Annotated in this window: 17 protein-coding genes; 3 read left to right on the forward strand and 14 right to left on the reverse strand. The window is 44.3% G+C overall.

Going from position 1 to position 15,330, the window contains the following annotated elements; all coding sequences use genetic code 11:
• Nucleotides 1–12: 12 nt before the first annotated feature.
• The 9 genes from TX85_RS13065 to TX85_RS13105 form a co-directional block, all read right to left on the reverse strand.
• Entirely contained in the window at nt 13–1,644 is a 1,632-nt protein-coding gene (locus tag TX85_RS13065) for a hypothetical protein (RefSeq protein ID WP_044479539.1), read from the reverse strand.
• A 538-nt stretch (nt 1,645–2,182) separates the two neighbouring features.
• Nucleotides 2,183–3,196, reverse strand: a complete 1,014-nt coding sequence (locus tag TX85_RS13070; protein ID WP_044479541.1) for a hypothetical protein — start codon at nt 3,194–3,196, stop codon at nt 2,183–2,185.
• Between the two features lie 202 nt (nt 3,197–3,398).
• Nucleotides 3,399–3,887 carry a hypothetical protein gene (locus tag TX85_RS13075; RefSeq protein ID WP_044479542.1) on the reverse strand — a complete coding sequence of 163 codons (489 nt, stop codon included), beginning with the start codon at nt 3,885–3,887 and terminating at the stop codon, nt 3,399–3,401.
• A 504-nt stretch (nt 3,888–4,391) separates the two neighbouring features.
• A complete protein-coding gene (locus TX85_RS13080) occupies nt 4,392–4,682 on the reverse strand; it encodes a DUF6809 family protein (RefSeq protein WP_044479543.1) in 291 nt (96 codons plus the stop codon).
• A gap of 289 nt (nt 4,683–4,971) precedes the next feature.
• A complete protein-coding gene (locus TX85_RS13085; protein WP_044479544.1) occupies nt 4,972–6,360 on the reverse strand; it encodes an ABC transporter substrate-binding protein in 1,389 nt (462 codons plus the stop codon).
• Between the two features lie 81 nt (nt 6,361–6,441).
• The gene (locus tag TX85_RS13090) at nt 6,442–7,242 is read right to left on the reverse strand and encodes an endonuclease/exonuclease/phosphatase family protein (RefSeq protein ID WP_049894923.1); all 801 of its coding nucleotides are present in this window, start codon (nt 7,240–7,242) and stop codon (nt 6,442–6,444) included.
• Between the two features lie 11 nt (nt 7,243–7,253).
• Nucleotides 7,254–8,081 (reverse strand): carbohydrate ABC transporter permease, encoded by an 828-nt coding sequence (locus TX85_RS13095; protein WP_049894924.1) that lies wholly within the window; start codon nt 8,079–8,081, stop codon nt 7,254–7,256.
• Nucleotides 8,078–8,902, reverse strand: coding sequence for a carbohydrate ABC transporter permease (locus tag TX85_RS13100; RefSeq protein ID WP_233500705.1), 825 nt, complete (start codon nt 8,900–8,902; stop codon nt 8,078–8,080). Before TX85_RS13100 ends, TX85_RS13095 begins: the two co-directional genes overlap by 4 nt.
• A gap of 194 nt (nt 8,903–9,096) precedes the next feature.
• On the reverse strand, nt 9,097–9,810 hold the full coding sequence (locus tag TX85_RS13105) for a GntR family transcriptional regulator (protein ID WP_044479547.1): 714 nt from the start codon (nt 9,808–9,810) through the stop codon (nt 9,097–9,099).
• A 149-nt stretch (nt 9,811–9,959) separates the two neighbouring features.
• Between TX85_RS13105 and TX85_RS13110 the strand changes: the two genes are divergently transcribed.
• From TX85_RS13110 to TX85_RS13120, 3 genes are read left to right on the forward strand one after another with little or no spacing between them, the layout of a single operon-like run.
• Nucleotides 9,960–10,565 carry a TetR/AcrR family transcriptional regulator gene (locus TX85_RS13110; RefSeq protein WP_044479548.1) on the forward strand — a complete coding sequence of 202 codons (606 nt, stop codon included), beginning with the start codon at nt 9,960–9,962 and terminating at the stop codon, nt 10,563–10,565.
• On the forward strand, nt 10,546–11,052 hold the full coding sequence (locus tag TX85_RS13115; RefSeq protein WP_044479549.1) for a flavoprotein: 507 nt from the start codon (nt 10,546–10,548) through the stop codon (nt 11,050–11,052). Before TX85_RS13110 ends, TX85_RS13115 begins: the two co-directional genes overlap by 20 nt.
• The gene (locus tag TX85_RS13120; RefSeq protein WP_044479550.1) at nt 11,049–11,705 is read left to right on the forward strand and encodes a hypothetical protein; all 657 of its coding nucleotides are present in this window, start codon (nt 11,049–11,051) and stop codon (nt 11,703–11,705) included. Before TX85_RS13115 ends, TX85_RS13120 begins: the two co-directional genes overlap by 4 nt.
• Before the next feature lie 36 nt (nt 11,706–11,741).
• Here TX85_RS13120 and TX85_RS25385 read toward each other — a convergent pair whose 3' ends face one another.
• The 5 genes from TX85_RS25385 to TX85_RS13140 form a co-directional block, all read right to left on the reverse strand.
• Nucleotides 11,742–12,101 (reverse strand): hypothetical protein, encoded by a 360-nt coding sequence (locus tag TX85_RS25385; RefSeq protein ID WP_049894927.1) that lies wholly within the window; start codon nt 12,099–12,101, stop codon nt 11,742–11,744.
• Nucleotides 12,102–12,116: 15 nt separating this feature from the next.
• Nucleotides 12,117–12,389 (reverse strand): type 2 periplasmic-binding domain-containing protein, encoded by a 273-nt coding sequence (locus TX85_RS25390; protein ID WP_049894928.1) that lies wholly within the window; start codon nt 12,387–12,389, stop codon nt 12,117–12,119.
• 316 nt (nt 12,390–12,705) lie between these two features.
• Complete coding sequence (locus tag TX85_RS13130; protein ID WP_044479551.1) at nt 12,706–13,500, reverse strand: DUF4367 domain-containing protein; 795 nt, start codon at nt 13,498–13,500, stop codon at nt 12,706–12,708.
• Between the two features lie 138 nt (nt 13,501–13,638).
• Nucleotides 13,639–14,643, reverse strand: coding sequence for a hypothetical protein (locus TX85_RS13135; protein ID WP_044479552.1), 1,005 nt, complete (start codon nt 14,641–14,643; stop codon nt 13,639–13,641).
• Nucleotides 14,612–15,184: an RNA polymerase sigma factor gene (locus TX85_RS13140; protein WP_044479553.1), complete on the reverse strand. Its 573-nt coding sequence runs from the start codon at nt 15,182–15,184 to the stop codon at nt 14,612–14,614. Before TX85_RS13140 ends, TX85_RS13135 begins: the two co-directional genes overlap by 32 nt.
• Nucleotides 15,185–15,330: the final 146 nt, after the last annotated feature.

Genomic DNA, 15,330 nt, shown 5'->3' on the forward strand with positions numbered 1-15,330 from the left:
TACTCTACAAAATTAAATACCTAAATAATCATGAAAAACCATGTAGTTATCTAAATCTAGATAGTCGTTGGCAAAACTCCGAAATCCAGGTCCTAAATGTGTAGTTACTCCTCCTATACGCTGGTTAAACAATTCACGATATCTAATGTAATTTCCAAAATGACTGAGTTCATCACCTGATACTGAAAAAACTGAACCAAATAACTCCAGTCGATTATCAAGGAACTCAATAAAAAATTCAATATTAAAATTGTGCTTGCATTTAAGGAGTATTTGCTCCAAAGAAAATATATCAATTGACCAAGGTTCCTTTAGTACACCTTCTTTTTTTAGCATCAAATGAATATCCGTACCGAGATTTAGATAAGGAGTAAGAGTGACAGCTATGCTTCTAACGGCAGTAATATTGATTGTTGCTAAATCTAATATTTGTTTTCTTTTTTCCTTATTTTTTGAATTGAAGAATTTCGCCGTACCTTTTTTCATATGTATAGCAATTCTTTCAGACTGTGAATAAGCTTTTTGTAATGAAGGCTTAAAGTTTCTCTGTAATCTTGTTTTCGATTTTTCATTATTGATTAAAATTTCTTTTAATTTAGTTGCTTTGCATTCAATGGATAGAAGATAACCATTATATAAGACAATTATATCTTGGTCATCTCCATTCTCATCATATAAATTTTTATAAACATTCTCTTTCCCAAAAAAATTGCAAATAATCTCGTAAGCTCTATTTTCTAGGTAATCTCCTTTTCTTTTATCAATATACAACTCACTGTCCTCAATAATATTAAACAAGCGATCCAAAATATAATGATTTCTTGGTAGCAAGATAGATTCGTTATGTTTTATTCCGATATAGCTTCTATATTTCTTGTAAATATTGGTAGGATACTCAAAGGAAATTACATCTTGTTGCTGCACTTTAAAAAACATAGCATTGATAAATAGGTCTGCCGGAATATTGAATTTGTTTAGTAACATTCGAATGCAATCTGTAGAAAAATATGTTCGGACCTTTTGGTTAATTGCAGAATCAAATCGTACAGCAACAAAACAATCTCTGTCACTTATTTCTTGCCACTTTTTTTGCATCCTCAGTATTAAAAACTTTTTACATGCCCGTTCGTAATTTAGCACTAATAGGAGACCCCTGATAATCTGATCCCCGGATAACTCAACCACCCTAAAATGGTGTTCTAGTATATCACTGTGTTTGTAGAAAAAATCCAAGTATTGTCTTATAGATATGTCAGGGAAGTTAAAATGAAAATTCATATACATATTTGAAGCTATGTCTTCATGCAAATAATTTGTATCTGCTCCTGTTATTGCATCATTGTAGTGACAGTAATAAAGGTCTTCTAGCAGATCTACTATATGGTTAAAGGAAGAGTCATAATCACAAATCCTTTTAACTCCATTGTATGCGTTTTCGGCATACATGAAAGGTAAGTTGATCATTAATTTAGGTGGAATCTTATATCCAGTAGAAGTAGTTGCTTCATGGTTTAATCGTATATAGGAATAACCAATTAGTCTGAATACATCCTCTACTTTAAACTGCCTAAGATAGTGAAGTAGGTCAACACTGCATTTTTCGATAGTATAATTTTCTGGATGCAATAATGGTTCCATTGACAAGATAAATTCCCTCCCTGAGCATTGCTCGGAATAATGTATTTCAATCATGAAATCCCCTTTTCGCTCGACGAAACAACGTTCTTTAATAAACTTAGCGATTTATTGTATTTTCTATTAAATCAAATATTTAGAAAAAATTATCGACAAATAGCATCCATGTAGCCTTTTTAGTTTAACAATCCGAGCCTTTACACCTCATATCCCCTTACTTTTCCAAAATCAATGACTTTAAACACTTCACACCACTTGACTCCTCCCATACTTCGAGCTATCCACAACTCAACAGCCGCACATAACTCTGCTGCATCATAACAAAAAGATGCACTGAGCAAATCGGCTAGAATCAAAAGAGTTAGGCGAAGCAAGTCCGAGAAAAGCGAAGTGGTAGTGTCGCAAAAAGCCTTATAGGACGCGGGTTCAAAGCCCCATAGTTCGTATAACTTTGACCTCGTCTAATACTGTGTTATAGGAAGTTAGCGACACCATGTAAACACATACAAACATTAAACTCATTTACTTCATCCGATATTTTGATTTATTACTTGTTCTTTGAGAAATATTCTTCGAACTTTCTTTGCACACTTTTATTATCAGGAAACCATAAATTATCAATCAAAATTCTCCCCCTTTTTTGATCTTCTTTTGACCAATTTTTATTCCATTCTTCCTGCGTTTCAGATACACTTCTTCCACCTAATATCATTCTAATGTGCTCGTCTGCTTCAATCATTGCCTTTTTGCTTTGAATTACTCCTGGTTGCAAACAACTAATACTATCGGTAACTCTTCGCAGAACAACATTAATTTGATTAGGTCTAAATAATGTATACGGATATAAGGTTTCAAATTCAGTGTTGAATTGCTCAATTTTGTACGAAAGTATACTTTTCTTCCATAAAATAACTAAAAACATAGCAGACCCAAATCGTATTGTTACTACTTGGTCCGCTCGGTGGAATTTCATCTTATCCCGATCAATCGATATTTTACGTTTTCTAGTAAACAGAACTCCGTTGATTAGTATTGCAGGGGAATGGTAAATATAGAGTGGTTGATAAGAACTCAGCGGACTAAGTAGTAAAGCCTTATCTTCCCCAAAAGCCGTCATATCGACATGAATACCCCCAAAAATCGAAACTGGTGGTAAATTCTCTTGGATATCATGTGTAATATATTGAAGTTGATCATTGAACCAGTTACTTTCAAGTTCAGAACTCCGAATTGAATTATAGATTATCTTTAATAACCATCGTTGAAGTAGGTGGTAGTCGTAGTTGATTCTTATGCTTGAGTCTTCCGTATATTTAGTAGAAAAGTATTCCCGAATTAAATCTACTCCATAAGTATCCAATTTCCCTAGTAAATTGTTATTGCAATTAGCGCAAACATCTTTGATAGAGTGCCCTTGATTGTCTTTATAGATACGATTTTTTAAACTTGTTGAATTAAAAGTAACATCTTGATCCGGATACATTTCTAATAAGCCAAAGGGAATAATATGCTCCTTAGTAAGACTCTCAAGTTGTGTACCGCAATAAGCACATTTTTTCATAAGAAAAATTCTCCATTCAATTAATGTATTCACTTGTCTTTTGTTTACAAGAAATAAATTTCGGGTAATTGGCATTTATTTTTATTTCCGCTAATTTCCTATAACTTAGCTCGTTGAATGTATCGTATAAAAATCCTCGTAGCGATCCAGGCAAATATTGCAGTAGGAATCCGGTGTTATCTGCTGTTCCTCACATCTTTCTCTAAAACGTCAAAATATCCTTCATTAACCAATCATTATAATTCCCATCTTTTGAAACAAACCAAACATTCTTGTAAATACTTGGTCGATATATCCTTTCTTTATCTCTTAATAGGTCACTCATACCAAAAATTGGGGAACCATTTCTAATCACTAGTGATGTTGGATATGTACTTTCATACTTTAATACTTTTGTTTCTTTTTGTTTTAGTAAACTATTTAAAACATTTAGAAGATCGCTAAATTCTTCTATTCCGTGCATCTTATTATTAGATCTACCTAGTAACATTTTGGCTTCTTCAGGATCGCAAAATAAGTGCGCAACTTCAATTCCAAGTAATTCACCATTCTGGCTTTTCAAAACGAAATCTGGACTTTCCCGTCTTTCAACTAATTCATACTGATCTTGGTGATGAATATTGAGAAGGTTCAAAAATATGTCTATAGCAGCATTCTCCAAAGCAAATTTCTCATCGTTATGGTTTTTCATCTTGCTTCCTTCTTTTTTAGTGTTTTTGAGGAATTGCAGTTAACATTCCTGTGTTCACGACGTCCCACCGACATAAGCGACCAACGTGAGCAGTCGTGTCACCTGAATCTACTACCCAGACTAATCTACTGGCGACCGAGGCGGCTTATCCGCCGATGCGTGAACACTTTGTTATAAGATACCCCGCCTTCGGAGCGTTCCTATAACTACTATGTTTTCAATAAAACCCTCGTTTGATAAGATAAAGGATGTCCGGAGCCATTAAAGATGCTCGCTCCGGCAATATCTTAACTCATACATCGCCGATTATAGTCGAATACACGAACTCTTTTAGATTAGTCTAAATTGCCTCTAGTCATATTTTACTATAAGATGGAATAATATGACGATTAAATGATTATTTGCTCGAAAACAAAAAACTCCCGCTAATAGAGTAGCGAAAGCCCTTTCGAAAATCGATTTACACCAAAATTAATTACCTTATTCCAGTCTACCAACCAACGTTCACTTCCCAAGCCCCCCAATCCCCTCCCCCCAAAACACCTTCAACATCACCAAAGCCCCCATCCTAAACCCCTGGACAAAAGCCTCACTCGCAACCATAGAACTAGATTCCCCATTCAAATCCAAAATCTCCTCAAGGGTTTTGAAGTCGTCCTCCGAGAATCTTTGTTTGGCTTCTTCCATCAATGCAGAGATCTTTCTAGTCAACGGACGATACTCGGGATTCGAGGGGACTATATGCTCTTCGGGATGCAGATTACCGTAATATAATTCTTCTATAATATTCTTCATTAGCTCGCCCTCTTAATGAACTTATCAAAGTAAGGAGTTAAAAAACTTGGCGCAGCTCCCCCGAAACAAGTTTACCGTATACGATCGGAGCGATTTGAATTTTATGCAATATTCGCATAATACTCTCTAAGTAAACAAAATCGGATAGGCGATCCGGCGATATCCTGCCCCCGCATCCCCTCAAGCACACTCCTTAATCGTGGCCATTTACAACAAAAGAACGTGCACGGGCCGTTCAAGGCTTCCCATGCACGTCTCCTATTTGTCATTACAGCACGATTAACAAGGATTACTTTTTATTTACTCTATTGTAGTCCTCCAAAGCTTTGTTGGAGGCGGCGGCCATATCTTTAATGGCTTGGTCGATATCTTTTTTGCCTGTAACATAGGCCAGGGTTTCATCCTTTGTCGCGCGGTTGAATTCACCGGAGACCGGGTTCATGGGTTCCTGAGTTTCCGGAGACGACGCGTGCAGTTGCTCGATTGCGGTTTTAAATAAAGGATTTTCCTCCAGATGCTGCTTCATTTCAGGCAAATCATAGGTTTTTTTGTTGACCGGAAAATAACCGGTGCCTGTATGCCATGTAAATTGTGTTTTGGGAGAAGTGCTGTATTTCATATATTCCCATGCGGCATCGATGTTCGATGGTTCGCCTCTGTCCACCAGGTACAGCGCCGAACCGCCGACTGCTACTCCGCCTTTGTCACTTTCATGGACCTTAGGCAAGAACGCGGTGCCTACTTCAAATTTATCGCCCACCGCGGTTAACGTTCCTTTTACTCCTGCTGTAGAATTAAGGAACATGCCCAGCTTTCCTGCAGCAAAAACCTCGTTCGTTTTTACTTCCGGGCCCGTTTGAATGCCGCCGTATTCCACAGCCTTTTTCCAAGTGGTCAGGAATTCTTTCATCGTCCCTGTCGAATCAAATTCTACTTGGGTCATGGTGTCTTCACGACCGTTTTTGTTATTGCCGATATAGCCTCCCTGCATCCCGATCCAGCTCGATAAGTGGTATTGGTCCGGCGTTACGGAAAGCCCCCATTGCGTCACTTGATCTCCGTTCCTCTTCGTCATCTTGGAGGCGTATTGGCCCATTTCATCAATGGTTTGAGGAGGTTTATTCGGGTCCAACCCCGCTTCTTTAAACATGTTTTTATTGTAGTACAACAAAACTGTAGAGTTGGCAAACGGAACGCCCGCCAATTTACCTTTGAAGCTGAAGGAAGAAACGGTATTGGGCTCTAAATCCGCTATATTGAAAGAAGGGTCTTTATCGATCATCGATTGCGCCCAGATAATACTAGGCACGTCCTTGATATATGCCGTGTCCGATGCGGGAACTTGTACGATATCCGGCAAGTTTTTGGTATCCTTCGCCTGGACGGCCGCTTTTACTTTTTTCAGCAAGTCCTGGTAACTGCCTTGAAATACCGGCGTAACTTCAATCCCCTTTTCCTTGCCTATCGTATCGTTGAAATTTTGGACGACTTCTTTAACCACACCTTCATTCGTGCCCCCCATGGCATGCCAAAATGTTAAATTAACAGATCCGGAATGGCTGACTTCAGCCACCGCGCTGCTGCTGGCGTCCTTGGTAGATGTGGCTGTGTCGGTTTTCGTCCCGCACCCGGTAAGTAGTATGATCGATGCGGCTAGTACTGCAATGGTTTTCCTCATTCCCAAATCCTCCTAATGGTTATGTGTGTTTTTTATATTAACTACCTATCAGTGCGCTGGGTCTGCGACTGAATGGGCAGGTTAATCTGCTTGCATTTCCATATGGGCCACGATCGGATAATGATCCGACGTGTACCCCTCTTCAACCTTGTCTCTCACAATCGCACTGGATTTAAAGTCAATCCCTTGACTGCTCATAATGTAATCGATAGGGCTGCCTTCCGTGCCCCCCTGATAGCCATGAAACGTTCTGCTATGTTTCTTCTCCTCCTCGGACATAAGGTCGAAGCAGCTTGTCATAGGCTCGAATTCATGGATCACATCGAGCAATCCGCTCTCCGGAGTATCATTGAAATCGCCGGTTAGTATGACCGGTAAGGGGATGTCCAGATTCTGTTCCCGCATGTTTTTCAAAATCAGTCTCAACCCTTCTGTTCTAGCCACCTTGCCTATATGATCCAAATGAGTATTAAAAAACCTTATCGCGGGCTTGGTCTCGCCATGAATAGCAAGCTCTACCCATGAACAAATTCTTTCGCATTGGGCATCCCAGCCAAAACTGCCGATCACATCCGGAGTTTCCGACAACATAAACGAACCGCTTCGCAAGATGGAAAAGCTGTCCTTTTTAACAAAAATAGCGCTGAATTCCCCCGCCTCTTCCGCACGGGTTCGGTTAACCCCATATACGTCATAGGTTCCGTGGAATCGGTCTTTTAGCCAATCCAGCATAGGAACAGTCGCTTCTTGCGTACCGATCAAATCCGGCTTGCGGTCCTCGATGATTTTGGCTACCCAATGCTTTCTTTTTTCCCATACATAAGGGTCTGTAGCTACTGCTGTACGCAAATTGAATGTCATCACTGTAAACGCTCTGCTCACTTCAACACCTCCTATCCTTTAATTGCGGAAAATGTAACCCCTTGTACTAACTGCCTCTGGAATACGAGGAAAATAAATACCGATGGAATCAGAATGACCGTAACCCCCGCCATTACCGGGCCGTACACCATACTTTCTTCAAATTGGAGCATAGTAATTCCAACCTGCACGGTTCTCATATGCTCGGTGTTGGTAACCAATAAAGGCCATAAGTATGCATTCCACAGCCCGATAAAAGAAGCGATAAATATGGACGACAATACGGATTTAGACATCGGCAGCAGGATATTCAGAAAAAAACGCAGATCCCCGCAGCCATCGACAAACGCAGCATCCCTGAAATCCCTCGGCATCGTTTTGAAATGCTGCCGCAGCATAAACATAAACGTGGCCGAGGCGATCATGACAATCATAACGCCTGCGTAGGTGTTGATTAATTTCATATTCGCTACGGTGATGTAATTGGTAATAATGAGCATATCGCCCGGAATCATCATCGTCCCAAGAATAATCAAAAACCAAAAATGTTTGCCCTTAAAATCGAAGAAAGCAAAGGAATATGCCGCTAAGCTGCTTGTAATCAATCTTCCGATCGTTCCGATCGACGCGATCAAAAAGGAGTTCCACATAAATAGGAGAATAGGCGTGGACGTAAACACCGTCTTGTAATTCTCCCAATATAAGGTGCTTGGAAATAACTTGGGAGGATAGGAGCTTAGGTCAGACGCGCTCATCAAGCTTACTCCCACGCAATAAATAACCGGAAAGGAGACAATCAATCCAACAAGAAGACAAAGAATGCTCATGAACAGCTTGTGTACATACCTGGATCTCATCATGTGTAATGAACTCCTTTTTTCTCATAGACAAAGCTCAGCAAAGTAACCAGCATAACAATGACGAAGATTAAGACCGCTACGGCGGATCCGTATCCGTATTTCGCATTCTCAAACGCCTCGATATACATCCAGTACATCAACGTTTCCGTAGATCCCATAGGGCCCCCTTTCGTGATAATCCATACGGGACCGAACACCATCAATGAACCGATCAAATCCGTACAAATCAAGAAAAAAATCGTCGGAGAGATTAAGGGCATTTTTATGCTTACCAGCTTCTGAAAATAGTTGCAGCCTTCCATATCCGCCGCTTCCAGCAACTCTGACGGGACATTGCGGAGCGCCGCAAGCAAAAACAAAAAGCTGAATCCGAGTCCCATCCACACGCTAAGAATCGAAATGCCCACCATCGCATATTTTTCATCGCCAAACCAGTCGATGCCTAAGCCTGTCAAATAGTTAAACATACCGATTGTCGGATTCATAAGCAGTTGGAATATCATGACTGCCGAAGACATGGATACCGCCATGGGCAGTGCGAACATAATTTGATAGATGTGATTTCCTTTTCTCTTCTTTTCCGCCAAAAGCGCCAAAGCCAAACTGATAAAAAATGTAGCGGGAATCGTTATCGCCGTATATTCCAACGTATTTAACAAGGTATTGATTAACATCTTATCTTTGAAAAGATTAATAAAGTTTTCGAACCCAACAAACTCAACCGGGTTTCCATTCAGATCAACCAAAGTAAATCCCAAGTAGACCGTCTTGGCGAACGGATAATAGGTGAACAAAATAACAAACAGCAAACATGGCAACATAAACAAATAAGGTTTGATTATTTTTTTTATCCAGCCCATACAGGACTCCCTTCCCATTTTTCAAGAGGTATAGACATCTTTGCCAATATCGTAACGTAGAAGTATTCGCCGACTGTCAAATCGATTTATATATTTTGTAAAAGCAAAAGAGCCCGCTCTGTAGAAACAGAACGGGCTCCTCGCGGTCAAATCGGCTAGATCGTGCGTCTTATACGGAACGTAAAGACATCATTGCGCAAATAATCCAGCGAGTACAGGACAGGCTGATTGACTTCGTCATAATGAGTCTGCTTCAGCAGCAGCACGGTCGTTTGCGGGTGCAGCAGAAGCCGCTGGCAATTGCGGTCGATATGCAGCGGTACGCTGATTTCCGAATCGGCCGTCACGATCTTGCGGCCAAGCTGCTTCTCGAAAAATTTCAGCAGCGAGCCTTCGAACTGGCCGTTATCGAAGCGATCCCCCGCGATTTGCCGGGGGATGACGTTGATCGAATAAGCAACCGGCTCTCCGTTGGCCGAACGAAACCGCTCCAGCATAATGACTGGATCATCCGGCTGAATGCCCAGCGCTTGGGCAGCTTCCGGCGCGCATCGCTCCGTCTTGAGCCGAATGCGTTCCTCACCCTCATCCAACCGGGCGGCCTGAATCATCGAGCCGATGCTCGACAGCTTCTCAAGCGAACTTGAGATGAGCGGCAGCGGCTGGATCACGAACGTTCCCACCCCGTGCTTGATGAGAAGTCTTCCTTCCTGCTCCAGCGCGCGAACAGCCGAACGAAAAGTTTCGCGGCTGACGCCGAACTCCTTGGCCATCACCAGCTCCGATGGCATCCGTTCGCCGATTCGCAGTTCCCCGTTGTCAATCATTTCCACTAACCGCTGCTTGACTTGATAGTGTTTAGCTTGCATAACTACGTCTACTCCTCTAGACAACTTTATTCAATTCTGCTGGATATCCGTATCCGTTGTCAAGTAGGACATGACAGTCACCAATCTTGACAGCGTCAAGATTTAAAGTTATCTTTACGTTGTAAAGTTAAGGGAAGGAGCGATTATTTTTGAAGCCTAAACCCTATCATCATGGAGATTTACGTAACACCTTAATTGAAACTGGCATTGAGCTAATTAGCAAGGAGGGGTTAGGAGGTTTCTCCTTGCGTAAGGTTGCAGCCAAATGCGGTGTCAGTCATGCTGCTCCTTACAGTCATTTCAAGGATATGCAGGAGCTGTTGGCGGCCATGGCAGATCATGTCACCGAGCAGTTTACGGCTTCTCTACAAGAGTCCATTGAAGGGCAAAGCGCCCCCATGTCGGCCATGGAAAAGCTTGGAACCGCCTATATTGCTTTTTTCGAGCAGCATCCTACCTACCTGCCGTTCTTATTTTTTCAGTCGGGCATTATCATTCAGGTAGACGAAGGAGCGGAAGATGTTCCCCCTTACCCGCCGTTTGCGGTATTCCGGGCAACCGGCTACCGGCTGTTCCGCAGTTTGGGTCTTCCACCTGAGCTGGACGGCACAATGCTGATGGCTTACTGGTCGCTTGTCCACGGCGTGGCATCCCTACTATCCAGCAGCGGCATTCGATATTCAGGCGATTGGCAAAAGGTATGGCAAACCATTCTTCAATCGGGAGGAACAGCAAATGAGACTGATTGTCCATGATCTAGCGAATCATGACTATGATGCTTGGCTAAGCGGCTTCAGCAGGGATACGGATGAAGTGATTGGAGAGTCCGGTACCATTCGTCACTGTGTAGGCTGCTTTGGTTGTTGGGTCCGTACTCCGGGAACCTGCGTGCTTAAAGATCCCTATAAGCACATGGGCGAACGGCTCGCCGCCTGCGATGAATTTGTGCTGATCAGCCGCAACGTGTATGGAGGATACAGCCCGTTCGTCAGCAATGTGTTGAACAGGTCATTACCCTATGTTCTGCCCTATTTTGTAATCCAAGACGGTGAGACACATCACCAGCAACGCTACAAGCAGCGATTCAAGTTCTCGGTCCATTTCTATGGAGAAGGAATAACGGAGGCAGAGCGCCACACGGCACAAGCATTGACCCGGGCCAATGCAAAAAATTTGGATGCGTCCCATTATAGTGTTTCTTTTCACAACACGCTTCACGAGTTGACGGAGGTGCAACCATGAAAATGGCTCTGATTAACGGCAGTCCCAAGGGTGGACCCAGCAACTCCGGATTTCTGCTGGAAAAGCTCAAGCCACTCATCACCGAAGGCAACGAGCTCCACTCGTACCGAGTCAATGCAAAGCAGTTGAAGCCTGAGCAATATCGGGAGCTTAACGAAGCCGATGTCATCGTGCTGGCATTTCCGCTCTATTTTGATGCCATCCCTTCACATCTACTGCGGATGATGGTCGAATTGGAGAATTACCGGCAGAGTGAGCCAGGGAACCCGAACCTCATCGTTTATGTGCTAATTAATAATGGATTTTTCGAAGGGCGTCAGTGCACCATTGCAGCAGATATGGTAAGCAACTGGTGCGTACGCTGCGGCTTCCGTTTTGGAATGGCCGTCGGTCACGGAGCAGGAGAGATGTTCAACGACATAAAGATGGTGCCGCTGGGTAAAGGCCCACTGAAGAATCTCGGCAAGGCGATGACCCGGCTCTCCACGGCTATCCTCACCCGCAGCAGTGCAGAATCGCTGTTTATTCAGCCAAACTTCCCGCGTATTCTGTGGCGTTTGTCCGCTACCCATTTCTTCTGGCACCGCAAAGCAAAACAGAATGGACTCCGGCCGAAGGATCTGAGGAAGCAGCCGTTTCAGGAGAGCCGGTAACGAAGATAGATCATGCGTCTCAATGATATGGAGATGCTACTGGAGGGTATGGACAATATCAAACCCCGAGGGAATTTCCCGGGAACACCCATGATTTCCGGCACCCCGTACTTTCTCCAGCGCAGCATTGTATCGCGCGTTCAGATCACTCAAATACCTTGTCCAAATCCTGCCCGTCAAAAATGAATTTGTTGAAGACATCGACTTTCTTCGTGCCTTCGACGCGGATTCGGTGGCGACCAGCGGGGTGGCGGGGTAGATGCCGTCCATCGCGGTCAGCAGGAAGTTCTCGATGCCGACGATGTCCGGGGCTTTGGCTTTGGCCGCCACGGACGGGATGACGGTGACGCCATAGCCGCCTTCCTGGTAAGCGACCTGCACGTCGTCACTGTACATCCACTCAATGAACTTCTAGGCTTCTTCTTTATGCTCGGAATTTTTGCTCATGGCCAGATAGCTGCCCGCGATGACTTGGTCGGCCCCGTTTTGTTTGCCGTCGATCGTCGGCTGCATGGCCTCGGCCCAGCGAATGTCCGTCGGGAATTGCGTCTTGTACACGCTCGGCTTGACCGAGTGGTTGAAGTACATGCCGCTCTTCACTTGCGCGAACTGGGCGCGGAGCGGATCGATGTCGAGCGATTCCGAGCCGGGCAGCATGCTGCCGTCCGCACGGATTTGATGCAACGCCTGAGCACTTCTACATGCTCCACTTTGCTCTGTTCCACTATTCTACTGCACGCCTCTTCGCAACTAAATTTATAAAAAAGCCCCCTACAATTTAGCTTGTACGGGTCATTTATAAACATCGCCTCGCGAACCTATTGTTACGACATATACAACTAAAAGATCTTCTTTGATAGTTCCGCTTGTTCAATTACCTTTAGGTCATCAGATAACCCCGTATTCACGCATCGGGTCTAACTCACTTCGGCGAAAAAAAATCACCCTAACCTCAAAGCTTCCGCTCAGGTTAGAGTGATTTGCTCACTTTTTATATTAACTATTCTTCCTGCGATTTACCCTGCATGATGCTTTCCGCAACCGCTGTGAGATCTTCTTTCGTCAGCGGACTTTTCTTGTAGGTAGCAATCTCGTATTCCAACTGGTGTTCCGCATCCTCCCATTTCAGCTTGTTAGAGTAAAGGCCGTCCGAATTCGTGGAATATACGGCCTCGATCTCGCCGATGCTCAGCTTTTCCAGCTTCTCGCCTTTCCCCGGCACCCGCGTGATTTCGGTAATTAGAGGATGCATTTTTTTGACGCTGACCCGGATGATGTCCGAATCTTTGGCGAAGGTAAACACCGCTTCCCCGGCTTCGTTCCATTTCAGTTTTTTGGCGTAATATGTTTTACCCTTCGCCTCCGCTTTGAGCTCTTTTAACATATCTTGATACGGTTCGCTAAGAAAATGGTAATAGGGAGGCACAATTTCTCCAGACTGAAAAGTATATCCTTCCGGGAGCCATTCCGGCTGCTTTAACTCCGGCGCTTTGTATTTGGACAACAGCTTCGTATACTCTTCGTAATCCGAACTGGTTATGGCGCGAAAGTTGAAAGACAACGAGCTGTCGGTCCCATTATACAGCACGGTTAAATCGCCGGGCTTTTTCTCTTTGGAATGGACGATGTCCATCGCCGCTTTTTTCTGCTGTTCGAGACTTTTCTTGGTAGAGGCTGCTTGTGTCTTTGCCGATTTCTGCGCTGCTGCGTCAGCATCCGCAAGGAAGCCGCTTGTTGAACTGAACACCAGCAGTATGCTTGCAGCGGCGATGATCGTCTTTTTCGTAAAATTCATGGATAAATCTCCTTTCGGCCAGTCAGGCACATGATTTTGTTTACTTGTATAACACCGGAACCACCCGAAAAGGGACACTCCAAAAAAAAGAGCCTGCCATAAGCAGACTCTCGGATCCAGCTATTGCATGAAATCATTTCATTTCACCATGCTTCCGGCGATGCGGATCAAATCGGACTTGGACAAGGCGCTGTCCGGATTATCGTAGACGGAATAAAAGACCTCCGCCTGCTCATCAAGCCACTCCAACTTGTGTTTGTAGAAAACTGCCTCCGTTGCCTCCGCCGAAGCCTCCATATAAATCATCTCCTGCCCGCTGGCCGTCAACTTCTCGACCGTCACGCCCTGGGGATGCATTGTTTTTACCGAGGAGGGATGTTTTTTTCGTTCGAAGGCGTTGATATTAATCGTATTCGACCCGTTGGTATAGCTCACGTTCGCGCTGTCCGCTTTATTCCATGACAACGGTTTGATGAACAGTTTGGCCCCGGTGGAAGAGGATTCCGCCATCCGGATAAATTCCGGCTCCAGCTTCTTCAAATGCTCCAGGCTAGCCTCCCCTTTCGTCACACTGGGAAATACTTTCCCTGCTGCAAACGAGAACCCTTTAGGCAGATATTGGGGTTCGGGAAGCCGCGGACCGGTGGTGATCTCAAGCTGCTTCTCCAATTCTGCATAACTGCTGTACACCGTCGGTTTATATTCGGTTTTGACCTTATTAAACTGATTATAAGCATTCAGCGTCTCGTCATGGACGTAGTAAGCCACCAGCTCTCCCGGCTTCAGCCGGGTTTGGATATGCTCTTTGTATGCGGACAGCAGCTTCTCAAATGTCTCGGCATGCGGGGTATACGCATCTTCTTTCATTTCCTTCGTTTCAACAAGGACTTCCCCTTTGGAGTTCAAAATTTGCACATACCGGGATGCCGCGTAGCCTGTTAAGGAGGTCAACACCAGAATGAGGCAGGTGATCATGGCAATGGCTCCAGTCCGGTGCCGAAACGTCTTTTTGCCGCCGCGCTGTTCATGAATTTCCCGAACCCGGTCCATCACACTCTGGCGCACATCGATGGTATCCTGCTTCCCTTGGGTGAGAAGCGCCTTTATCGTTTCATCTTGAAGTGTGGCTTTGACTTTTCGCATACCCCACGTCCCCTTTCTGCTCCATCAGCTTCTGCAGCTTCAGCTTCAAGCGGCCGAACTTTTTCTTAACCGCTTCCGCGCTTTTCCCGGAAATTTCTCCAATTTCGGCAAAAGACTTCTCTTCAAGCACCCGCAAGATCAGCAAACTGCGCTCCTCTGCGCTCAAAGCGGTGATGGCGGACGAAAGCGGCTCCCCGAATAATCGGCCGGTGATCGTTTGCTCCGCGCTTTCGGTTATCGCATCCTGCCGGAACCAGCTCTGAAATTTACGTTGAACGCCGCGTTTGCGAAGCAGGTTCAGACAATGGTGGTGCGCGATTCTGTAGAGCCAGGGTGAAAAGCCAACGCTCGGTTTGTACATGTGTAATTTTTCGAAGGCTTTGACCAAAATGTCCTGCACCGCATCTTCCGCCTCCTGCCGGTTTCCAAGCATTCGAATGCAATACCGGTACATCGGAGCCTGGAAAGCTTCAACGATATGCACATATTTATTAATTTCGCCCGCTTTAACTTCCAGCACGCATTTTTCCACAAACTCCATGAAGCTGCCCCCCTCTATCTAATGTATAACACTTAAACAGCCGGAAAAGGGACAATGGGATAAAATGGGATAAACTAACTTGAACAATTGAATTTACCGCAAGAAACCCGCGCCTCATTCCAAGACGCGGGCTCCTCTTTTTATAT

This window comes from Paenibacillus antibioticophila (assembly GCF_000455265.1).
GTDB classification, from domain to species: domain Bacteria; phylum Bacillota; class Bacilli; order Paenibacillales; family Paenibacillaceae; genus Fontibacillus; species Fontibacillus antibioticophila.